Annotated in this window: 22 protein-coding genes; 12 read left to right on the forward strand and 10 right to left on the reverse strand. The window is 71.4% G+C overall.

Annotated features, from left to right (window positions below):
- Positions 1-105: 105 nt before the first annotated feature.
- Positions 106-1,497: a glutamine synthetase family protein gene (locus ACWDRB_RS10540; RefSeq protein ID WP_449892803.1), complete on the forward strand. Its 1,392-nt coding sequence runs from the start codon at positions 106-108 to the stop codon at positions 1,495-1,497.
- Between the two features lie 431 nt (positions 1,498-1,928).
- Here the strand turns inward: ACWDRB_RS10540 and ACWDRB_RS10545 are convergent, their stop codons facing one another.
- On the reverse strand, positions 1,929-3,005 hold the full coding sequence (locus tag ACWDRB_RS10545) for a saccharopine dehydrogenase family protein (protein ID WP_449892804.1): 1,077 nt from the start codon (positions 3,003-3,005) through the stop codon (positions 1,929-1,931).
- Between the two features lie 96 nt (positions 3,006-3,101).
- On the opposite strand from ACWDRB_RS10545, the gene ACWDRB_RS10550 reads away from it, so the two are divergent.
- Positions 3,102-4,079, forward strand: coding sequence for a GlxA family transcriptional regulator (locus tag ACWDRB_RS10550; protein ID WP_449892805.1), 978 nt, complete (start codon positions 3,102-3,104; stop codon positions 4,077-4,079).
- A gap of 228 nt (positions 4,080-4,307) precedes the next feature.
- Here ACWDRB_RS10550 and ACWDRB_RS10555 read toward each other — a convergent pair whose 3' ends face one another.
- The 3 genes from ACWDRB_RS10555 to ACWDRB_RS10565 all read right to left on the reverse strand — a co-directional run bounded on the left by ACWDRB_RS10555 (position 4,308) and on the right by ACWDRB_RS10565 (position 6,909).
- Positions 4,308-4,862 (reverse strand): hypothetical protein, encoded by a 555-nt coding sequence (locus ACWDRB_RS10555; protein WP_449892806.1) that lies wholly within the window; start codon positions 4,860-4,862, stop codon positions 4,308-4,310.
- Positions 4,859-6,340 carry an alpha/beta hydrolase family protein gene (locus ACWDRB_RS10560; protein ID WP_449892807.1) on the reverse strand — a complete coding sequence of 494 codons (1,482 nt, stop codon included), beginning with the start codon at positions 6,338-6,340 and terminating at the stop codon, positions 4,859-4,861. Before ACWDRB_RS10560 ends, ACWDRB_RS10555 begins: the two co-directional genes overlap by 4 nt.
- A gap of 110 nt (positions 6,341-6,450) precedes the next feature.
- The gene (locus ACWDRB_RS10565; RefSeq protein WP_350735013.1) at positions 6,451-6,909 is read right to left on the reverse strand and encodes a MarR family winged helix-turn-helix transcriptional regulator; all 459 of its coding nucleotides are present in this window, start codon (positions 6,907-6,909) and stop codon (positions 6,451-6,453) included.
- A 251-nt stretch (positions 6,910-7,160) separates the two neighbouring features.
- Between ACWDRB_RS10565 and ACWDRB_RS10570 the strand changes: the two genes are divergently transcribed.
- The 10 genes from ACWDRB_RS10570 to ACWDRB_RS10615 all read left to right on the forward strand — a co-directional run bounded on the left by ACWDRB_RS10570 (position 7,161) and on the right by ACWDRB_RS10615 (position 13,735).
- Positions 7,161-7,415, forward strand: coding sequence for a hypothetical protein (locus tag ACWDRB_RS10570; protein WP_449892808.1), 255 nt, complete (start codon positions 7,161-7,163; stop codon positions 7,413-7,415).
- On the forward strand, positions 7,412-7,801 hold the full coding sequence (locus ACWDRB_RS10575; protein WP_449892810.1) for a hypothetical protein: 390 nt from the start codon (positions 7,412-7,414) through the stop codon (positions 7,799-7,801). Before ACWDRB_RS10570 ends, ACWDRB_RS10575 begins: the two co-directional genes overlap by 4 nt.
- Positions 7,802-7,813: 12 nt before the next feature.
- Positions 7,814-8,725 carry an SDR family oxidoreductase gene (locus ACWDRB_RS10580; protein ID WP_449892811.1) on the forward strand — a complete coding sequence of 304 codons (912 nt, stop codon included), beginning with the start codon at positions 7,814-7,816 and terminating at the stop codon, positions 8,723-8,725.
- Complete coding sequence (locus ACWDRB_RS10585; protein WP_449892812.1) at positions 8,722-9,594, forward strand: amidohydrolase family protein; 873 nt, start codon at positions 8,722-8,724, stop codon at positions 9,592-9,594. The genes ACWDRB_RS10580 and ACWDRB_RS10585 overlap by 4 nt, the downstream gene beginning before the upstream one ends.
- Positions 9,591-10,046 (forward strand): MaoC family dehydratase, encoded by a 456-nt coding sequence (locus tag ACWDRB_RS10590; protein ID WP_350735003.1) that lies wholly within the window; start codon positions 9,591-9,593, stop codon positions 10,044-10,046. Before ACWDRB_RS10585 ends, ACWDRB_RS10590 begins: the two co-directional genes overlap by 4 nt.
- A 14-nt stretch (positions 10,047-10,060) precedes the next feature.
- Positions 10,061-11,134 carry an AMP-binding protein gene (locus ACWDRB_RS10595; RefSeq protein ID WP_449892813.1) on the forward strand — a complete coding sequence of 358 codons (1,074 nt, stop codon included), beginning with the start codon at positions 10,061-10,063 and terminating at the stop codon, positions 11,132-11,134.
- A gap of 69 nt (positions 11,135-11,203) precedes the next feature.
- A complete protein-coding gene (locus ACWDRB_RS10600) occupies positions 11,204-11,566 on the forward strand; it encodes an AMP-binding enzyme (RefSeq protein ID WP_449892815.1) in 363 nt (120 codons plus the stop codon).
- 46 nt (positions 11,567-11,612) lie between these two features.
- Positions 11,613-12,134 carry a histidine kinase gene (locus tag ACWDRB_RS10605; protein WP_355192665.1) on the forward strand — a complete coding sequence of 174 codons (522 nt, stop codon included), beginning with the start codon at positions 11,613-11,615 and terminating at the stop codon, positions 12,132-12,134.
- A 33-nt stretch (positions 12,135-12,167) separates the two neighbouring features.
- Positions 12,168-13,067 carry a DUF4097 family beta strand repeat-containing protein gene (locus ACWDRB_RS10610; RefSeq protein ID WP_449892817.1) on the forward strand — a complete coding sequence of 300 codons (900 nt, stop codon included), beginning with the start codon at positions 12,168-12,170 and terminating at the stop codon, positions 13,065-13,067.
- 95 nt (positions 13,068-13,162) lie between these two features.
- Positions 13,163-13,735 carry a cysteine hydrolase gene (locus ACWDRB_RS10615; protein ID WP_449892818.1) on the forward strand — a complete coding sequence of 191 codons (573 nt, stop codon included), beginning with the start codon at positions 13,163-13,165 and terminating at the stop codon, positions 13,733-13,735.
- Between the two features lie 111 nt (positions 13,736-13,846).
- Here the strand turns inward: ACWDRB_RS10615 and ACWDRB_RS10620 are convergent, their stop codons facing one another.
- The 6 genes from ACWDRB_RS10620 to ACWDRB_RS10645 all read right to left on the reverse strand — a co-directional run bounded on the left by ACWDRB_RS10620 (position 13,847) and on the right by ACWDRB_RS10645 (position 20,934).
- Positions 13,847-14,437 carry a TetR/AcrR family transcriptional regulator gene (locus ACWDRB_RS10620; RefSeq protein WP_449892819.1) on the reverse strand — a complete coding sequence of 197 codons (591 nt, stop codon included), beginning with the start codon at positions 14,435-14,437 and terminating at the stop codon, positions 13,847-13,849.
- Positions 14,434-16,749, reverse strand: coding sequence for a YhgE/Pip family protein (locus tag ACWDRB_RS10625; protein ID WP_449892820.1), 2,316 nt, complete (start codon positions 16,747-16,749; stop codon positions 14,434-14,436). Before ACWDRB_RS10625 ends, ACWDRB_RS10620 begins: the two co-directional genes overlap by 4 nt.
- Positions 16,746-17,306, reverse strand: coding sequence for an ABC transporter ATP-binding protein (locus ACWDRB_RS10630; RefSeq protein ID WP_449892821.1), 561 nt, complete (start codon positions 17,304-17,306; stop codon positions 16,746-16,748). The genes ACWDRB_RS10625 and ACWDRB_RS10630 overlap by 4 nt, the downstream gene beginning before the upstream one ends.
- Before the next feature lie 168 nt (positions 17,307-17,474).
- Positions 17,475-18,701 (reverse strand): alkaline phosphatase family protein, encoded by a 1,227-nt coding sequence (locus tag ACWDRB_RS10635; RefSeq protein ID WP_449892822.1) that lies wholly within the window; start codon positions 18,699-18,701, stop codon positions 17,475-17,477.
- Positions 18,698-19,597: a LysR family transcriptional regulator gene (locus ACWDRB_RS10640; RefSeq protein WP_355192654.1), complete on the reverse strand. Its 900-nt coding sequence runs from the start codon at positions 19,595-19,597 to the stop codon at positions 18,698-18,700. The genes ACWDRB_RS10635 and ACWDRB_RS10640 overlap by 4 nt, the downstream gene beginning before the upstream one ends.
- On the reverse strand, positions 19,594-20,934 hold the full coding sequence (locus ACWDRB_RS10645; RefSeq protein ID WP_449892823.1) for a cation:dicarboxylate symporter family transporter: 1,341 nt from the start codon (positions 20,932-20,934) through the stop codon (positions 19,594-19,596). The genes ACWDRB_RS10640 and ACWDRB_RS10645 overlap by 4 nt, the downstream gene beginning before the upstream one ends.
- Between the last annotated feature and the right edge of the window lie 70 nt (positions 20,935-21,004).

The following is a 21,004-nucleotide window of genomic DNA, read 5'->3' on the forward strand; positions in this document are numbered from 1 at the left end:
ACCCGCGCGTCGAACGGCACGGCGTTCGACGCTCTGACCAGGCGTTATCCCCTCGAAACGGGACACACTCGGGTGTGGTCGTTGAGTGGGGCCGATCGTGAGGGGATGCCGATGCTCGACCAGGTGACCGCCGGCGCGCCGCAGGCCGGCACGGACGATCTGGATCTGGCCGAAGCAGGTGTCGTCGGAGTCACGATCGTCTGGGCCGACAACAACGGCATCCCCAGATCGCGCACGGTGCCCGTCGGTCAGTTCGGCGCGGCGGTCGAGCGGGGGGTGGGTGTCACGCCGCTGTTCGCGGTGTTCGACTCCCACGACGGCATCACCTTCGGGCATCCCCCGCTGGGCACTCCCTCGGGCGACATCCGGCTGATGCCGGTCGCCGACCGGCTGGTCCGGCTCGCCGGTCAGCCCGGGTTCGCATGGGTGCCGGGCCGGCAGGTCGCGGCGGATGGTTCGGCGTGGCCGTACGACCAGCGCGGCGTGCTGGAGCGCCAAGTCGCCCGGGCCGCGGCTCTCGGACTGGACTTCCTGGCCGGCTACGAGATGGAGTTCCACCTCAGCCGGGCGGACGGGGGCGACGGCGACGACGTACGCCCGATCTACGAGGGGCCTTCCTACGGGCCGGCCAAGATGCTGGCCGTCGACGCCTTCGCCGAGCAACTGCTGCGCGACCTCGACCGCAACGGCGTGCCCGTCGGCCAGCTCCACGGCGAGTACGGCCCGGGGCAGTTCGAGTTCAACATCGCCCCCGCCGACCCGGTCACCGCCGCCGACCGGCAACTGCTGGCCCGGCAGACCGTTCACGCGGCCGCCCGAGCGCACGGCCTGCGGGCGAGCTTCGCCCCGTTGGTCACCCTCGGGCAGGTGGGCAACGGCTGGCATCTGCACACCTCGCTGTACCGCGCCGGAACGAACCTGCTGTCCGGCGGCGACGGGCCCGCGGGCATGACCGCCGAGGGCGGCGCCTACCTGGCCGGCCTGCTGCGCGACCTGCCCGCCATCGTGGCCGTCACCGCGCCCAGCCTGTCCTCGCTGCAACGGCTGCGGCCCGGTTACTGGTCCGGCGCGTACACGTTCTGGGGCGTGGAGAACCGGGAGGCGGCGCTGCGGCTCGTACCGGCCACTCCCCTGCTCGGCGCCGCGCACGCCAACGTCGAGCTCAAGCCGTCGGACGCCTCGGCCAACCCCTACCTCGCGCTCGCCACCGTGATCGCCGCGGGCCTCGTCGGCATCGAGGACGGTCTCACGCCCCCGGACCCGGTGCAGGAGGACCCCGGCACCTGGACCGACGAGCGGCGGGCCGAACGCGGCATCCGCCGGCTGCCCACCACCGTCGAGGAACAGCTCGGCGCGCTGCTGACCAACGAGCGCATCCGTTCCGCGCTGGGCGAGGAGCTGGCCGACGCCTTCCGGGCGGTACGCGTCTCCGACGCCGCCTGGGCAGCCGACCGCGACGCGGCTGCCGTGGTCCGCTCCCACCGCTGGCTGTACTGAGCCACCGCGTGGCCGGACGCTTGGGGCTGAACAGGGGGCGACAGGCTCGTGTGCCGTCGGTGTTCAATGACACGCTGTGGGAGGGGACTGCGATGAGATCCCCCTCCCGTACGGCGCCGAGCCGGCGGGAGATGAGCAGGCTCGGCGCGACCGGCCCGGATCCCCTTGCTCATCACCATGAGCGCGGCCCGACCCCAGAGCCGACACACGAACCCGAATCCCCCGCTCATCACCGCGACTGGCCCGAACACGGAGCCGGATCCCCTGCTCATCACCGTGAGCGGCCCGGCCCCGCAGCCGGCACACGAACCCGATTCCCCCGCTCATCACCGTGAGCGGCCCGAACACGGAGCCGGATCCCCTGCTCGTTGCCGTGAGGGGCCCGGTCCCGCAGCCGACACACAAACCCAGATCCCCCTGCTCGCGGCCGTTCACCCATTGCCCAGCGACAGTTCATCCAGTGACAGTTCGTCCAGCGGGAGGGACCGCAGGAAGTCCTCGGCGTCGAAGAGCTCCCCGGCGGTGACGACCCCGGTGGCCCGGCCGCGGCCGGTCAGGATCCGCTCGGTGGCCTCCACCACGATCGGCGCGGTGATGGCGTAGATGTCACGGCCGCGCGCAGCCACCCGCCGCCGCTCGTCCCCCCGCCGGACGATGACCTCGACCAGGAAGACCTGGGCCGATCGCCCGTCGGCGTCGGCCGCCTGCGGTCCCCTGGTCTCCGGGTCGCCGAGGTCCTTCAGCGGGGCGACGTTCAGGAAGGCGTCGATCCGCGGGGTGTCCAGGTGGCGGGAGACGGTGACCACGTCGGCGTTGGAGAACTGCCCCACGACGTCCTGGGTCCCGAACGGTTCGGCGAACGTCCACGTCCCCTTCGGCGGCGGCTCGTCGCCCGCGACGACCCGCAGGTGGTGGTCCGAGAAGACCACCCGCCGCCCGGCCCGGCGCTGCCCGGCCAGCACGGTGCCCCGGGTCGGGTGCCAGCTGTCCAGGGCCACCGCGATCAAGATGTCATCGGCCGCCGGCCAGTCACCCATCGCGACGGTCGCGAGCAGGTCGCCCAGTGCACCGTAGAACGCCATCACCGGCGCCACCACGATGCCCGCCTCCTTCACCCGCGGGTCATCCCGGTAGGTGTCGAAAGTGTTCATCGCGACCAGGGTCTCCCCGGTGACGTCCAGGTAGTGGATCCCGGCGCGCAACGCGGCCTCGATCAGCGGCGGCGCGGTGTCGCCGAACGGCCCGGCACAGTTGATCACCGCTGCCGTGCCCGCGATCGCGCGGTCGAGCGAGGCTGGGTCGTCGACCGAGGCGATCCGCCACTCCACGCCGGGGTGGGCGGCGGCGGCCGCCTCCAGCTTCACCGCGTCCCGCCCGGACAGCACCGGCGTCCAACCGCGCTCCAGCAGCTCCGCCGTCACGAACCGGGCGGTGTGCCCGTAGGCGCCGAACACCGCCACCACCGGCTTCGCGCTCCCGCGACCGGGCCGGCCGTCGATCTCCGTCATCAGGTCTCCTTCAGCTGTTCAGGCTCTCTCCGATCTTGCTGAACGGTGTCGCCGGGAGCCACCGTCGCGTACGTCAACGTGCGCTAGATTCGCGACATGCGCGCCCATCGCGTCGTCATGGCCGTCACCGACGACATGCCGATCTTCGAAGCAGCCGTCCCGTGTCAAGTCTTCGGCGTCGACCGGCCGCACCTGGCCGATCCGTGGTACCGGTTCTCGGCGGTCCCGGTCGGTGACGCGCCGGTGCAGCTGAGCCCGGGATTCACCCTCGCCCCGGTGAGCGGCGGGTGGGATCTGGACTCGACGGACACCCTCGTCATCCCGGCCTGTACGAATGTGCACGACGACCCACCGGCCGAGTTGGTGGACGTTGTCCGGGAGGCGTACCGGCGCGGGGTCCGGATCCTGTCCATCTGTTCCGGCGCCTTCGTCCTGGCCGCCGCCGGGGTGCTCGACGGGCGCCGCGCCACCACGCACTGGCTGCACGCGGAGGAGCTGAGCCGCCGATATCCCGCCGTCCGGGTCGACCCGTCCGTGCTTTACGTGGAGGACGCCAACGTGATCACCTCCGCGGGAACGGTGGCCGGGATCGACGCCTGTCTGCACGTCGTACGGGTCGACCATGGTGCCGCGGTGGCCGCCGAACTGGCCCGCCGCCTGGTCACCCCGCCGCACCGGGACGGCGGGCAGGCCCAGTACCACCGTCCCGCCTCGCCGGTGGTCCGCGACGACTGGCTGGCCGCCCTGCTGGACTGGGCCACCGAGCAACTGCATCTGCCCCTGTCCATCGCCGACCTGGCCGCCCAGGCCAATGTCAGCGTGCGCACCGTCGAACGCCGGTTCGCCGAGGCGCTCGGGATGTCGCCGCTGCGCTGGCTGCTGCAGCAGCGGGTACGCCGGGCCCAGCAGTTCCTGGAGACCAGCGACCGGCCGATCGGATGGATCGCCGACAGCTGCGGATTCGGCGGACCAGCCAGCCTACGAACACACTTCGCCCGAATCGTCGGGGTATCCCCCACCACCTACCGCCGAACATTCCACGAACGAGCAAGCACAACCCGCATCGCCAGCTGACCACCCCAACGGCGCGACCCCCACCACCGGCCGACCGACCCAACGGCACGACCTGCACCGCCAATCGACCGGGCCCGACAGCACGACCCACACCGCCAGCTGACCGGCCCGGCAGCACCACCCCCACCACCACCCGACCGCGACCCGCACCGCCAGCCGACCGACTCACCGGCGCGGCCCTGATCGCCAGTTGACCGGTCCGGCATCGGGGCGCGTCTCGGCGTTGCGTCACCCTTGCCGATCGGGCCAGAGGTCCGGGTAGTAGCGGGGACATACGCAGTTCCTGTCGTCCTGCGGCGGGTCCACGACCTGGTCCGCGATCGGAGCCAGCAGCGCCTCGATCGCCTTGGCCGAAGCGACCGCGGCCTCCGTGACGCTGTAGGGATCGGCGGTGTCGGCCACGCTGACGTCCAGCCGATCCCCGCGTGACCAGGCGTGGGCGCGTTGTCCGGCGATCTCCACGTGCCCCGGCTGCCCGATCCCGGGAAAGCGCGACATGGCGACCGGGAAGCGGGCGAACTCGGCCGCGGTGTAGGCGACGCCGGGGACCGGCCGCGGGTCGCCGGGGCCGAGCCACGTCACAGGTACGCCGAGCGCGGACAGCGTCCGCATGAGGTCGTCCTGCGTCTCGATGCGCAGCCCGGCCAGCAGCTGGTCGCCGTCGTTGGCGTGCCCACCGTACGCGCGGCAGAAGCGGAAGTAGGCGAGCTCGCGTGCCCACGCGTGCAGCTGGATCGGCGGGTGCCGCTCGTAGAGGTAGTCGGTCCAGCGCTGCCCGTTCATCCGCCGGATCGTACCTCGCTGTCCGCGTGGTGGACGGTGAGGTCGCCGTACGGTGACAGCTGCGCGGTGAGATCGCCCGGTTTGCCGCGTAAGGTCGCGTCGAGGAACGCGGCGCTGGTGGCGGTTGTGAGGCGCAGCCCGGCTGTACGGCCCAGCGAGCCTGCCAGTGCGGGCACGGGCGGAAGGTAGAGCGGTGCGTCTGTGAAAGTCAGGTGCGCCGTCCCCGGGACGGTGAGCCGGTAGCTCGTGGCGGTGCTGAGGTCGAGCACCTGCGTGAGGCGGGGAATGTAGGTCGGGTTGTCCGCCGGGTCCACCGGGTGGGTGAGTGCGAGCACCGGTTGGCGGAAGGGCCGCGGCTCGGGGTCGTGGGGAGCGCCGTCCAGGTCGATGACCGCCACGAACCGGGGATCCTGACGGGCCGCCAGCAACGCGGCGGCCCCGCCGATCGAGTGGCCGGTCACCGCGGCCCGAGCCGTGTCGAGGCGACCGGTCAATGGGCCCGCGATCTCACCTCGGTCGAGGCTGCCGGTCGCCGGGCCCGCCATCTCACCTCGGTCGAGGCGGCCCAGCTGGGTCAGGACGAAGCCGAGGTCGGCGGCGCGCACCGCCGTCCAGCCGGCCGCCCGCCGCTCGTCCTCGCGCTCGTCGCCGGTCGCGGCGACCCGGGTGCGGATCGTCCGGCCGTCGGCGAGGACGACGGCGGCGGAGTCGTACGGGTGATCGAGGGCCACCACGACGTAGCCGAGACTGGCCAGCTCCTCCGCCCACGCGGTGTTCTGGGTGCGCACTCCCCCGAGCCCCGGCGAGAACAGCACCACGGGGAACCGACCTCCCGTCCCGGCCACGGCGGCACCCGGCACCGAGCGGGTGCGGGCGGTCGAGGCGCCGTCGAGCAGGAAGCCGGGCACCCCGAGGTAGTCCGCCGCGGCGCCGGAGACGACGCGCGCCTCCCGCTCCGTACGGCCGAGATAGACAGACCGCGCGGTGCCCGTGGCGCTCCCCTGCGCCGGGTACCAGAACTGGACGACCACCATGCGCCGGTCATCCGGGGCGGGGGTCGCGGGCTCCGGACGCGCCGGATCGGTCCACTGCAGCACGAAGGTGCCGACCGGGAACCTGCCCGACGGCTCGGGGAAATCGGGCACCGGAAACGCCCACGCCGCCACCGGCCCTGCGGCGAGGAGGCCGGCGCACGCCGCCCAGCCCGGCAACGCCAGCCACCACGGAGCCCGCCACGCGGCTCGGCCCAGCAGCACGGGAAGACTGAACGACAGCAGGATGGCCGCTCCCGCGAGAACCGGCACGAACTGCCAACGCACCCCGGCCAGGAGCAGCGCCGTCGCTGAAAGCAGCACAACCGTCGCCGCGCCCATCGTGACCGGCCTGCGGGCACGGGACGACGGGAGCCGGCGAGCGAGCACCAGCAGCGCGGCGGCCAGCACCACGACGATCTCGGGGAAGGACATGCCCAACGTCACCCGGCCATTGTTGAGGAGGGACGCGTCCCACCGCGTCCACCTGAGGTCTGGGTTTCAGGTCAGACCTACGGTTGACGCCATCGCTGTCGGGTGACCGTCGTCGAAGAGCATCACAAAAGGGCCCGCCACGCCTTGGAGAGGGCGTGGCGGAGCTGGCCGACCTGGCGCGCGGACAGGTCGGCGATCATGAGCTCCTCGAGCTCGCGTACGGGCTCGGCGAGGCGGGCCAGGAGTTCGCGCCCCGCGTCGGTGAGGAGGATGTGCAGCTCGCGGCGGTTGGCCGGGTTGCGCTCGCGCCGGATGAGCCCGCGCTCCTCCAGGGCGCGCACCAGGTCGGCCACGGACTGGGCGGTGACGAACGAGTCGCGGGCCAGCTGCGCGGCCGACAGCCCGTCGTGCCGCTCCAGCACGGTGAGCGCGGTGTACTGCGTCACCGTGATGCCGGCCGGCCGCACCAGGTCGTCGAGGCGTGCGCGGACGACGAGCTCCACCTGTTTGACCATGTAGAGCAGCGACGGCGGTGCCTTGTCCGCGGCCGTTCCCGCCTGCTGTTCCGCCGTTGCGGTCATCACCTGCTCCTGAGTCGTCGTCGGGGAGATCCAGGCTAGGCCATTGACAGGAAACCTGTTGGCAACAAGACTGCCCATCGACAGGTTTCCTGTCAATTGAAGGCGGCTTGTCCGCGGCGTACCCGGCCTTTCCGTCGTGTGGCCGGGGCCACTCCGCGGCCCTGCCACGGGCGGTATCCGTGAGGGAGAAGCGCGACCATGAGCGAGCCCGAGCCCGAGGAAGGCCAGGGGCGGCCGGGGCCGTGGCGGACATGACCGGCGTCGACGCGGCCAAGAGCGGCCGGGCCGCCGTGATGGACCCGTCCACCGGTCAGGTGGCCGCCGCCGTACCCGCGGCGGACGAGATCGTGACGGCCGCCCGGGGCACGTTCGTCCTGGTCGGCGCGCCGTCGTCGGCACCGATCCGGTCCTCGACGTCGACGCCACGCCGCCGGGGCAGGCGCGTGAGGTCCGGCACCGAGCCGGCCCCCGACGTGGACGTCATGCTGCCGGGGGCGGGCGCGTGACCGGCCTGACCCTCGACGCCGGCCGGCTCCCCCAAGTCCTGGGCGCCGGCTGGCTCTTCCGAATCCTCGGCGCGGGCCGGATTTCCCCGACGCCCGGTGCGGCCGAGACGCGGGCCGCGATTCCCGCCCTGGTCCGGCTCGTCCGTGCCGGCCGGCTGCCGGTGCGGAAGCCAGTCAGCCACCGGTGCGGAAGCCGACCGACCGCCGGCGCAGAAGCCAGCCGGTTGCCGGTGCGGAAGCCGACCGACCGCCGGTGCAGAAGCCAGCCAGCCGCCGGTGCGGAAGTCGACGGGCCGCCGGTGTGGAAGCCGGTCGGCCGCTACCCGTTCGACGACATCGATCGCGCCGCGCAGGGCAAGGCGATCGACCCCGTGATCACGTTCTGAGAGGTGTCCCACATGGATCTGACCGGCAAAGTGGCGATCGTCACCGGCAGCGGGCGCGGCCTCGGCCTGGCCTATGCCGAGGCCCTGGCCGCGGCGGGCGCCGCGGTGGTGGTGAACGACGTCGATCAGGAGGCGGTGGACGCCGCGGTGGCGAAGATCACCGCGGCGGGCGGGCGGGCCGTCGGCGTGGCCGCCGCGGTCGGCGGCACGGCGGCGGCCGACCACCTGATCGGAGCGAGCGTACGGGAGCTCGGCCGCCTCGACGTGCTGATCACGAACGCGGGCATCCTGCGCGACCGGGTGCTGTGGAAGATGTCCGACGAGGACTTCGACGACGTCGTGAACGTGCACCTGCGGGGCACATTCACGTGCGCCCGCGCGGCGGCGGTGCGGATGCGCGAGCAGGGGACGGGCGGGCGGCTGATCCTCGTCGGCTCGCCGGCCGGCCAGCGCGGCAACTTCGGCCAGACCAACTACGCCGCGGCCAAGGCCGGCATCGTCGCGATGGCCCGGACCTGGGCGATGGAGCTGGCCAAGGCCGACATCACGGTCAACGCGGTGATCCCGGTCGCGGCCACCGAGATGACCAAGACCATCCCGGCGTTCGCACCGGTCATCGAGGAGTCCGAGCGCACCGGGGAGCCGCTGCCCGGCTGGCTGCGCAGGGACGAGGGGCTTGGCACGGTGGAGGACGTGACCGGGCTGATCACGTACCTGGCCTCGGACGAATCCAAGGGCGTCACCGGACAGGCGATCGGCGTCGGCGGGGACCGGCTGGCCCTGTGGGCGCACCCGAAGGAGAAGGCGGTGGCGTACGCCGACGGCGGCTGGAGCGCCGAGGCCATCGCCGGGCAGTGGCACACGGGCGTCGGCGCCGAACCCGAGACCTACGGCATCCCCGCCCCCAAGGGAGCCGGACGGTGAACCTCGACGAGCTGGTCGCGATCGACGTCCACACCCACGCCGAGATCTCCAAGGACGGCCACGGCTCGCTGAGCCCGGTGCTGTTCGGCGCGTCCGAGCAGTACTTCGGCTCGCACGAGCGCCCTGCCATCCCCCAGATGGCGGCCTACTACCGGGAACGGAAGGTGGCCGCGGTGGTGTTCACCGTGGACGCCGAGCACGCCACCGGCCACCCGCGCATCGCCAACGAGGAGATCGCCGAGAGCTGCGCCGAACACGCCGACGTGCTGATCCCGTTCGCCAGCGTCGACCCGCACAAGGGCAGGGCGGGGGCGCGGGAGGCCCGCCGCCTGGTGGAGCGGCACGGGGTGCGCGGCTTCAAGTTCCACCCCAGCATCCAGGGGTTCGCCCCGAACGACCCGATGGCCTACCCCTTGTACGAGGTCATCGAGGAACTGGGCGTGCCCGCCCTCTTCCACACCGGGCAGACCGGCATCGGCGCGGGAGTGCCCGGCGGGGGCGGCATCCGGCTCAAGTACTCCAATCCGATGCTGGTCGACGACGTGGCCGTGGACTTCCCCGAGCTGCGCGTCATCCTGGCCCACCCGTCGTTCCCCTGGCAGGACGAGGCGCTCGCCGTCGCCACGCACAAGCCGTACGTCCACATCGACCTGTCCGGATGGTCGCCGAAGTACTTCCCGCCCCAGCTCGTCCGGTACGCCAACAGCCTGCTCAAGGACAAGGTGCTCTTCGGCTCCGACTACCCCATCATCACCCCGGACCGTTGGCTGGCCGACTTCGCCAAGCTCGACATCAAGCCCGAGGTCCGCCCCAAGATCCTCAAGGACAACGCCGCCCGCCTGCTCGGCCTCGACAAGGAGACCTCATGATCACGGTTGACGGACTCGCGGAGATCAAGGCCCTGGCCGGCCGCGACCTGGGCCACAGCTCCTGGCTGGAGATCACCCAGGAGCGGGTCAACACCTTCGCGGACGCCACGAACGACCACCAATGGATCCATGTGGACACCCGGCGGGCCGCGGACGGCCCCTTCGGCGGCACCATCGCCCACGGCTATCTCACCCTGGCCCTGGTCATCCCGCTGTTCAACGAGGTGCTCGGCATCCAGGGCGTGAAGATGAGCATCAACTACGGGCTGGAGAAGGTCCGCTTCCCCGCCCCGGTGCGCGTGGGCGCCAAGGTCCGCCTGGCCGCGAAGGTCGCCGAGGTCGAGGACGTGCCCGGCGACGGCGTGCAGATGCTCTGCGACTTCGCGGTCGAGATCGACGGCGTCGGCAAGCCCGCCTGCGTCGCCCGTGCCGTCTACCGCCACTACGCCTGAGAGGTGACGGGACGGTGTTGAACGCAGGGCTCGGCGGGTGGCCGGCCAGGCGGGCCGCGATGTCGCCGGACCGCACCGCCTTCGTCTTCCGCGACCGCGCGACGACGTACGCGGAGGTGTTCGACCGCACCACCCGGCTGGCCGGGCAGTTGCGCGCGGCCGGGGTGCGCAAAGGGGACCGGGTGGCCTACCTGGGGCAGAACCACCCGGCGTTCGTGGAGACGATGTTCGCCACGCACATGCTCGGCGGCATCTTCGTGCCGCTGAACTTCCGGCTCGCCGCGCCGGAGATCGACCACCTGCTGGCCCACAGCGGGGCGACCGTGCTCGTCCACGCCCCCGAGCACGCCTTCGGGCAGGCCGTATGCACGGTGGTGGCTCTGGGCGCGGACTACGAGGAGTGGCTCGCCGCCGGCGACCCCGCGCCCATCGACGTGCCGGTCGGCCTCGACGACGCGGCCTGCGTCCTGTACACCTCCGGCACCACGGGCCGCCCCAAGGGCGCCACGCTGACCCACGGCAACCTGATCTGGAACTGCTACAACCTCCTGGTCGGGGTGGACGTCGCCGCCGACGAGGTGACGCTGGTCAGCGCGCCGCTGTTCCACGTGGCGGCGCTCAACCAGTGCCTGCTGCCCACGTTCCTCAAGGGCGGATGCTCGGTCATCATGCCGTCCTGGAGCGTGGACGCCTGCTTCGACCTCATCGCCGGGCATCGCGTCACCTGGATGTTCGGCGTGACCACGATGTTCGCCGCGCTCGCGCGGTCGCCCCGCTGGGCGGACGCCGACCTGTCGTCCGTACGCTGCCTGATGGCGGGCGGCGCGGCGGTCCCGCCCGCGCTGATCCACACCTATCAGGAACGCGGCCTGACCTTCTGCCAAGGTTACGGCCTCACCGAGACGGCGCCGGGCGCCACGTTCCTGGAGGCGGGCGAGAGCGAACGCAAGGCCGGATCCGCCGGGGTCCCGGTCTTCTTCACCAATGTCCGCTGCGTCCGCCCTGACCTGACCGACACCGCCCCCGGCGAACCCGGCGAACCCGGCGAAGTGATCATCCAGGGCCCGAACGTGACCCCCGGCTACTAGGACGACCCCGCCGCCACCGCGCGGGCCTTCTCCGAGGGCCGGTGGTTCCACTCCGGCGACATCGCGTACGTGGACCCCGACGGGCACTTCCACATCGTCGACCGGGTCAAGGACATGTACATCTCCGGCGGCGAGAACGTCTACCCGGCCGAGGTCGAGGCGGCCGTCTACGAGCACCCCGCGGTCGCCGAGGTCGCGGTGATCGGCGTGCCGGACGCCACGTGGGGAGAGGTCGGCCGGGCATTCGTGATCACCGTCCCCGGGCGCGGTCTGACCATCGGTGAGCTGCGGGCCTTCCTGGCCGATCGGCTGGCCAGGTACAAGCTCCCCGTGTACCTCGACCTCGTGGACGACCTGCCCCGCACCGGCTCGAACAAGATCCAGAAGAGCCGGCTGCGCGACACCCTCGGGAGCGCTCCCGGCCGGACGTGACGCGGCGACGCTGGCGTTGGCGTCACTTTGGCGCCATAATGGCGCCATGGATCTCAAGCCGTACGTCGACAGGCTACACAGGGACCTCGCGATCGCCGCGGAAGCAGGCGGCGAGGACGCGCGCGCCCTCGCCGAGCGACTTGTCTCACCTCTCGAGTCATCCGTCCGGCTGATCCTGCTGGAGGTCCTGTCGGCGGCCGCCGACGAGATCACGCGCGAGCTGGCGCCGGGTTCGGTGGAGGTCCGCCTGCGCCGCGGCGATCCCGACTTCGTCCTGACCCGATCCCCGGCGCAGCACCCGTCCGCGCCGGACGCCCCCGATGACGACGGCGGGCCGTCCGGCGCGGGCGTCCAGCCCGTGGAGATCCAGGAAGGCGGCACGGCCCGCTTCAGCCTCCGGCTCCCTGAGCACCTGAAGGTGCAGGTCGAGGAGGCCGCCCGCCGGGAGGGCCTGTCGGTCAACACCTGGCTGGTGCGTGCCGTCGCGGCCACGTTGGAGCCCGGCGGCCGCCGGGCGGCGGGGCGCGGCTCGGCGAGCGGGCGCAGCTACACCGGCTGGGTCGGCTGAGGCCCGGACGTACGCAACCACGAGGAGGGTTTCATGCCGACATTCGACACACCCGAGCCGATCTCGGTCAGCATCGACCTGCCCGGCGCAGAGGTCAGGATCATCGCGAGCGACCGCGCCACCACGGTGGTCGACGCCCGGCCTGACGACGGGGAGGGAGGGGCGGCCGCGGTCCAGATCGGCTATGCGGCCGGCAAGCTGGTCGTCAAAAGCGCCCAGCAGGAGCCCGCCCAGTCCCGGTATGCGGGCGCCGGAGCAGGCCCGCGGCGCCAGGGGTGGGGCCTGTCAGCGCTGGCCGGTCTGTTCGGCGACTGGGGGGAGTCGGTCCGCGTGACGATCGAGCTGCCGTCGGGCTCGCACGTACAGGGCTCGACGATGTCGGGCGAGTTCCACTGCACGGGCCGGTTGGGAGACTGCCGGCTGCAGACGGACCACGGCGACATCCGGCTCGACGAGGCCGGCGCGATCCAGCTGACCAGCGACAGCGGCGAGATCGGCGTCGAGCGCGCCACCGGCCGGGCCGAGGTCTCCAGCGCCTCCGGCGAGATCAGGATCCAGGAGGTGGACGGCCCCGCGTCGATCAGGAACGACGACGGGGAGTGCTACATCGGCGAGGTGACGGGCGACCTGCGGCTGATCGGCACCAGCGGCGACATGCAGGTCGAGCGCGCCCACGGCGGCGTCGAGGCCAAGAACGTGCACGGCAGCGTGCGGATCGGCGAGGTCGCGCGCGGCTCGGTCGTCCTGACGAGCACGACCGGCGACCTCGAGGTCGGCATCCGGCAGGGCACGGCGGCGTTCCTCGACGTGAGCACGGCCAACGGCAGGCTGCTCAACTCTCTCGACGCCCGCGAGAGCCCGGACGGGTTCGACGAGACGGTCGAGATCCGCGCCCGCAGCCACGACGGCGACATCACGATCCGCCGTGCCTGACGGGCCGCCTCCCGATGAAGGGCGGCGAGTACGACACTGCCGTCGAGCCGCGCGGGTGATGGCGCGTCCTGGGCATCACGTCCGAAGCTAGTGGCGTGACGGTACGTTCCGGCGAGTCCGTGCTCGTGGTCATCGACATGCAGAACTACTTCGTTCGCGAGGTTTCTGCCCATATCGTCCCCGTCATCGCGGACCTCGTCGCCCGGTGGCGGTCGGCGGGGAACGACGTGGTGTTCACCCGCTACGTCAACCATCCCGGCTCGCCGTACGAGCGGCTGCTCGGCTGGACAGAATGCATGGAGCCGCCGCAGATCGAGATCGTCGACGAGCTGCGGGCGCACGCGCGGCAGGCGACGGCCGTCATCGACAAGAAGGGGTACAACCTGTTCGCCGACGCCCGCGGAGCGGCGCTGATCGCCGGACGCGGGTGGCGGGACATCTACCTGTGCGGGATCGCCACGGAAAACTGCGTGCTGGCGACCGCGCTCGGGGCGTTCGAGCTCGACCTGACGCCGTGGCTGATCGAAGATGCCTCCGCCAGCCACCGCGGGCGTCACGCCCACGACGCGGGGGTGTTCGTCGCGGGCAGCTTCATCGGCGGAAGACAGATCATCTCGGTAGCGGATATCCCGGCCTTGCCGGCAGTCCCCGTGAGCCGGAATCTCTGAGCGGCCGGCCCCGCGCCGGAGGCCCGAATCCCTGAGCGACCGGTCCCCGCCTCGGGGCGCTCGCGAGGCCGGGGCCGCGAACTCGGCGCAGGTGTATTCGCCAGGTAGGGACTACTTGATGCGGCCGTGCAGGAGCTCGACCAGGGTCGCGTGAGTGCGCTCCAGTGGCCGGTCCGGATACAGGGCGCGGCGCTCGATGGCGACCGTCAGCACCATGCCGAACACGGCCGTCGCCGCCGTCTCCACGTCCAGGTCGGCCCGGACCTCGCCGTTCGCGGCGGCCCTGCGCAGCACGTCCGCGTACACGCCGAGCGCGTTCCGGCGCAGCCGCCCCACCGTCTCCTGCCACGCCGTCCGCCACATCTCGGCCAGCAGCACCCGGGCGAAGGCCCCGTGCTCCTCGAAGAACCTGAGCTGGCCGAGCACCACCGAGTCGAGCGCGTCCAGCGCGCTCTCCCCGGTGTCGGAACCGGCCAGCGCCTCGGCGAGCAGGTCGATCGAGTGCTCCAGCAGCGCCTCGAACAGTCCCTCCTTGCTGCCGAAGTTGTAGAACACGGTGCCCTTGGCCACCCCGGCCCGCTCGGCGATGGCGTCGACCGTGGTGGCCGCGTACCCGTGCTCGGCGATCAGCTCCACAGCCGCCCTGAACACCTTCTGCCGGGTGTCCTGCCTGCTCCCGCGCCTCGCGGTACGCTCATTCACAGCGCCAGCTCCGGGTGCAGGCGCTTGACGGACCAGATGCGGCCGCGCTCCACGGCGAGCGTGGTGAGCGCGAGCCCGAGTACGAGGAAAGCCGACAGCACGCCGCAAGCCTGCCACACCACGGTGAGATCGCCACCGCTGATCAGCCTGCGCAGCGCCGACACCACCCAGCTCATCGGCAACCACGGCGAGATCGTCTGGAAGAACCCGGGCGACGTCTCGATGGGATACGTACCGGCCGCCGAGGTGAGCTGCAGCATCAGCAGCGCCAGCGCGACCACCCGTCCGGGCGGGCCGAGAAGCGCGTTCACCGCCTGCACGACCGCCATGAACGCGGCGGTCGCGAGCAGCAGCAGCCCGGCGAGCCCGGCCCAGCTCGCGGCCTCCAGCCCGAGCCCGAGCCGCAGAACCGCCACCAGCACGCCCACCTGCGCCGCCCCGAGCACCACCGCCGGCAGCCAGCCCGCCAGCGCGATCCGCACCGCGCCCGTCGTGCCCGCCAGCCGCCGCTGGTTCAGCGGCTTCAGCACCATGTACGCGATCATCGCACCGACCCAGAGCGCCAGCGGCAGGAAGAACGGCGCGAAGCCGGTGCCGTAGTTGGGCACCTCGTTGTCGACGGTCTTGGCCAGCCGGACCGGGTCGCTCATCACGTCCGCGCGGTCGTCGCGCTGCTTGCCGTCGTAGTCGGGGATCCGGGCGGCGCCGTCGCCGAGCCCGCCTGCCAGCTCCTTCGATCCTGCGGCGAGCTTGGCCGCGCCCTTGTCCGCCTGGCCCGCGCCGTCGTGGAGCCGGTCCACGCCGGTGCTCAGTTCGCTCGCGCCGTCGCCCAGCCTGACCAGCCCGCCGCCCAGGCGTCCGATGCCGTTCGTGACCTGGCGCGAACCGTCGGTCAACTTGGTCGCACCCTGGTGGAGCCGGTTCGCGCCGGTCGCGGCCGTGCCCAGGCCGGAGTTCACCTTCGCGGCGCCATCGGCCAGCTTGCCCAGGCCCGTGTCCAGGGCGTTGAGCCGGCTCCTGGCCTGGTCCAGCTTGGACCCGAGCTGAGGTGCCACAGCCGCGATCTTGCGAGCCTGCGCGGCCAGCTCCCGCGCCTGGTTCCTCAGGTCCGCGACGCCGTCGATCCGGGTTCCCGCGCCGCTGCCGACGCTCGTCCGGGCGGCGTCCTGGGCCTGGTCCGCCTGAGTGGCGGCCCGGCGCGCGGCGGCTGCCGCGTTCCGCAGCAGGCCGCGTACCTCGGGGTCGGCGTCCGCGCCGAGACGGTCGAGCGCGGCCTGCGCCTGCGAGCTCGCCTCCCTGGCGCTGTCGGCCGCGCTTCCCGCGCGGGTGTTCGCCGCGCTCGACTGTGCCACGCCCGTAGACGACCCGCCGTCGGCGACCTTGTCGGCGGCGTCGGCGACCGCCTCGGCGGCCCGGGAGATCTTGGGGCCCCATTCGTCCAGCACGGGGACGTACGTGTCGGCGAGCTGGTTGACCGTGCGGGTCTGAGCGTGAACCTGCTGGTATGCCTCCTTCGCTCCGGAACTGAGCGGAGTAGTTCCTTTCTCGTGGAGCTGGTTCAGGCCGTCGCGCAGTTGCCCGATGGCCTGCTGCGCCTGCGTGAGGCCCTGCGTGACCTGGGCCGAGCCGTCACGCAGCCTGCCCGTGGCGGTGTTGGCGGTGCTCAGGCCGGCGGAGAGCTGCCGGGCGCCGTTCTCGGCCGTGCCCAGGCCGTCGCTGAGCCGGGAGACGCCGTCACCGAGCCGCACGACGCCGTCGTGCAGCTTGTCCGCGCCCTCGGCGGCCTCCGCCGTCTTGTCGTGGATGTCGCCGATCGAGACGAAGACGTTGTCGAAGTAGTCGTGGATCGCCGTGCGCTCGGCCGCCGCCCGTACCTCGTTGAACACCGCGTCCGAGATGCTGCCCATGATGTAGCTGCGGCCCGTGTCCACGCGCAGCCCGAGCCGCGCCGGGCTCGGTGCGGCGGCGTCGTCGGCGGGTGAGGCCAGCTTGGCGCTGAAGTCGGCGGGCACGGTCAGCGACAGGTAGAACGTGCCGTCCGCGACCCCGTCGGCCGCCTGCCTCGCGGTGGTCTCGTGCCAGCCGAAGACGTCGCGTTTCCGCAGCTCGCCGGCCAGGTCGCGGCCCGCGTGCAGGGTCTTGCCCGCGGCTTGGGCAGGCTGGTCCTCGACGACCAGCGCGACCGGCACGCGGTCCAGATTGCCCTGCGGGTCCCAGAACGACCACAGGTACAGGCCCGCGTACAGGAGCGGCAGCACCACCACCGCCGCCAGCGCCGCTCTCGTCAGCCGCGACCGCAACATGCCCTTCATGACAGCTCCACCAACTGGTCGAAGCGGGCGGGCGGCGTCACGCACGAGGCCACCACCGTGCGGTCGAGGCTCCGCAGCAGGTTCCACAGCGCCTGCTGCCGGTCGGCCGGCAGGCCCGCGTCCACGTTGTCTGCGACGATCACCTCGGGCTCGTCCAGCAGCGCCAGCGCGAGGCCCAGCCGCACGCGTTGCTCGCGATCCAGCTCCCGCACCAGCGTTCGCTCCCGGCCCGCCAACCCGACCCGCTCAAGAATCTCCTGGTACGGCCGGCGCCGCCGCTCCCGCAGGTGCTCCCCGACCGTCAGCGACCGGTCCAGATCCGTCACCCCGTCGATCAGCGCCAACGCCACGGCTTTGCGGATGGCGCGGCGCCCGGCGTGCCCGGCGACGTTCAGTGCGCCTTTGGTGGGCTTCATCCGTCCGGCCAGCGTCAGCAGGAGGCTCGTCCGCCCGCTCCCCGCCGAACCCGCGACCACCGTGAGCGTGCCGACCCCGGCCTTCAGCGAGACCTCCGGGTACACCTCCTCGATCGCCAACCCTTCCGCAACGATCATCATGACTCCATTCTTTATACTGACCAGTCAGTACAAAGATAGGGCCGGTTCGCGCGGCCGCACCTATGGAGGCGCGGTGGCATTCGTCACCTTTCGGCATGCTTGCCGGCCTGCCGTGACCATCCGGCCGACCGGCGTCGCCCCACCCCGGCTTCAGACGGACCGTGCCGTCTACACGGTGTTGTTGAGCGTCAGATCGTGGATGTCCCGATTCCTCAGCACACCGGCGTACAGCCGCTTCGCCAGCGGCCCCCTGACGGGGCGGCTGAGGATCAGCGGAACGAGCTGCTCGTGCCTGCTGCCGTGGGATCGGAGACCTCCATGGAGCTGGGAGAGATCGTGATCGACCGCATGGCGGCCGAGCGCGGTGTCGGCCGCGGCCGCGAGACCGATGTCGCCGATGCGGTCCGCCGGAAGCTCGTAGATCGTCGCCGCGTCCTCACGTTCCCAGACCTCTTCGATACCGGGCAGTGCCGCGAGGGCACGCACAGCGGCCCCGCGATGCTCGGGAGCCAGATGCAGCCAGGCGAAGCCCCCGAGCGCCCCGTGATGCTTGGGGTAGGGGTCGGTGATGGGCAGCACGATCTCCTCGAACGGGACGCCCGCTTCGGTGAGGAGGTCGCCGAGATAGTGCACCCGAGCGGTGCCGGCGTCGTGGTGCTTGGCGTTCATTCCATGATCGGCGGTGATCCCCACGGTGCACCCGGCGTCCAGGTACGCGCCGAGCAAGGCGTCGAACTCGACGAAGAACCGGTCGGCGAGTTCGTCCCCGGGGGCTGCCGCATGCTGGACCCGGTCCGTGAGGGAGACGTAGATGAGACGCGGCTCGGGAGCCCGCTGAAGCACGGCGAGGCCGATGCGCATCGCGTAGTGGCTGGCGGAGGGGTCGTAGACGTCGGGAGCAGGTGTTCCGACGAGCTCCTCGATGTCGTCGATCCCGTACTCGGGCAGTGCGGCACCTGTTGCGCGTTCGACGCTGACGCTCGGCACTCCGCCGTTTCCGAGCAGGCGCCGGAGCTTGTCCTTGGTCGTGACGGCCAGGGTCGGGATCCCGCGGGCGGCGAACTCGGCGTGGATGCTCGGCGCGCGAAGAAATCGAGGATCGTTGAGCAGTTCCAGTGAGCCGTCGGGCAGTCGGCAGTAGTTCCCGGGGATGCCGTGGATGGCAGGCGGAACGCCGGTGACGATGGAGATGTTGTTCGGGTTGGTCAAGCTCGGCATCTCTGACGCTCCGACGGAGAAGACGCCGCCGCCGTCGAGCATCCGCTGGAGACGGGGCATGATGCCGCGGCTCAGCCCGTCCCGGAAGTATCGCGGGTCACCACCGTCGACGGTGATGACGACGACGGGGTGATCCGGGACGGTGTACGGGCGATCGTTCACGGTGATGGTGGTCACGGTGTCCTTTCTTCACGGACGCTTTCGATGAAGAGCTCTTCGACCAGCGTCGGCGGTCGTGCCGCCAGCCTGATCAGCTGGATCGGGCGTTCGGGAGGCGCCGGGTCGAGATGGACCTCGGCGACCCGGCCGAGCAGCAGGGCCTCCTCGGCGACGGCCCTGGGCAGGCAGGCCAGGCCGAGACCCTGGGCCACCGCGGCGACGATCGCGCTCGTGCCGGCGATCGTGCCGGCATGGGTGCGTGGGATTCCCCACCTCTGCGCCATGTCAACCTGGTACTGGCGCGTGGTGGACCCCTCCTCCCGAAGCAGGATGCGGGTGCCGCGCAACAGGCGCGGCTCCACCCGCTGCCCGGCGAGCGGGTGATCGCCGGCCACGATGACCACCTGCTCCTCGCTTCCCGCTGCCGTCGCGCTGAGAGAGGGCTGCTCGCTCTGAGCGGCGACGAGCGCGAGAGGCAGCTCGCCGGAGAGCACCTTCTGGGTGATGAGCGAGGAGTTCGCGACGTGGAGTTCCAGCTCGACGTCCGGGTAGCGGTCCAGGAACGAACGCAGGAGCCGTGGAAGCAGGCGCTCCGTCGCAGTGGTCGTGCCTCCGATGGCCAGGACACCGGCGACCGGCGCCCGTCGTACACGCGTGATCTGGTCCAGCGCCTCGTCCGCGAGGGCGAGCAGACCACGGCCGTACTCAAGGAGCTTCTCACCGGCCTCGGTGAGCCTGAGCGACGGCGCGGAACGGTCTACCAGCACCGCACCGACCTCGCCTTCGAGCTGCTGAAGGTGAGACGAGACGGTCGACTGCGCGACGCCGAGCGCTCTCGCGGCCGCCGAGATACCGCGGTGATCGGCGATCGCCACGAATACCTGAACCCGTTGGAGGCTGAGTTTGCCGGTCATCGGCCGCTGACCTTCTCCGGCTCGGATGTCAGCGGGACGGGAGCCGTGGACTTCCCCGACATGATGGCGTTGGCGGCCGACGACGAGATCTCGCCTTGCCAGCGCGCGATCACCAGACCCGCCACCGCGTTGCCGAGCGAGTTCACGACGGCGCGGCACTCGGACATGAATCGGTCGATCCCGAAAACGAGCATGACACCCGAGACCGGGATGACGGACGTCGCCGCCACCGTCGTGGACAGCATCACGAAGCCGCCTCCGGTCACGCCCGCGGTTCCCTTCGACGACAACAACATCACCGCGAGGAGCAGAAGCTGCTGGCCGAGATCGAGGTCGATCCCCAGCGCCTGTGCGATGAACATGCTGGTCAGCGTGAGATAGATGCATGTGCCGTCGAGGTTGAACGAATAGCCCGCGCTGACGGTGATGCCCGCCGTCCCCTTGTCGACGCCGAGGCGGGTGAGTTTGGCGACGATACCGGGGATCGCGGCTTCCGAGGAGGACGCGCCCAGCGCCAGCAGGATCTCGTCCTTGAAGTACCGGAAAGTGTGCAGCGGGTTCAGCCGTACCAGCAGCAGGATGCCGCCGAGGACGACGACCACGAACGCGATCGACGTGCCGTAGAAGGTGCCGATCAGCTTCAGCAGCGCGCCGATGGTCGCCACCCCGAAGTGGCCCACGGTGTACGCCATCGCGCCGAACACGCCGACGGGGGCGGCATACGTAACGAGTCGCACGATCGTGAACAGGACCTCGCCGATCCGATCGACCGCCCGGGCCACGGGCCGAGCCCGATCGCCGAGGACGGCCAGGGCGACGCCGAACAGAACGGCGAACAACAGAATCTGAAGAATCGCGCCTTCGGCGAAGCTCGCCACGATGTTCTTCGGGAAGATCTGCAGCACGTAGTCGGTCCACGACATCTCTGACGCCGCGTCAACCCGCGCGCTCACCTCGTCGGTGAGCTGAAGCTGAGCGGGGTCCACCGCCAGGCCGTCACCCGGGCGCACCAGGTTCACGGCGAGGAGCCCGAGCAACAGCGCCAGCGTGGTCACGATCTCGAAGTACGCGATCGAACGCAACGCGATCGCGCCGACGTGCCGGAGCCGGTTCACGGCTGCGATGCCGCTGACGACCATGCAGAAGACGATCGGTCCCAGCAGCATCGTCAACAGCCCGACGAACGTGTCCCCCAGAACCTCCAACGACGTCGCGAAGCCAGGTGCCACCAGGCCGACGATCACGCCTGCGGCCATTCCGGCGAGCACCCACGCGTACAGCTGCCGGTACCAGGGCCTGCGCACGCGCTGAGCACTCTCGACAACGGCTGAAGCCATGATTTTCCACCTCCACCTGATGAGGCGGGCGCATGCCTCGCTCCGCCCACCCGGACATCGTGGGCGGCGA

This window comes from Nonomuraea sp. NPDC003707 (assembly GCF_053587055.1).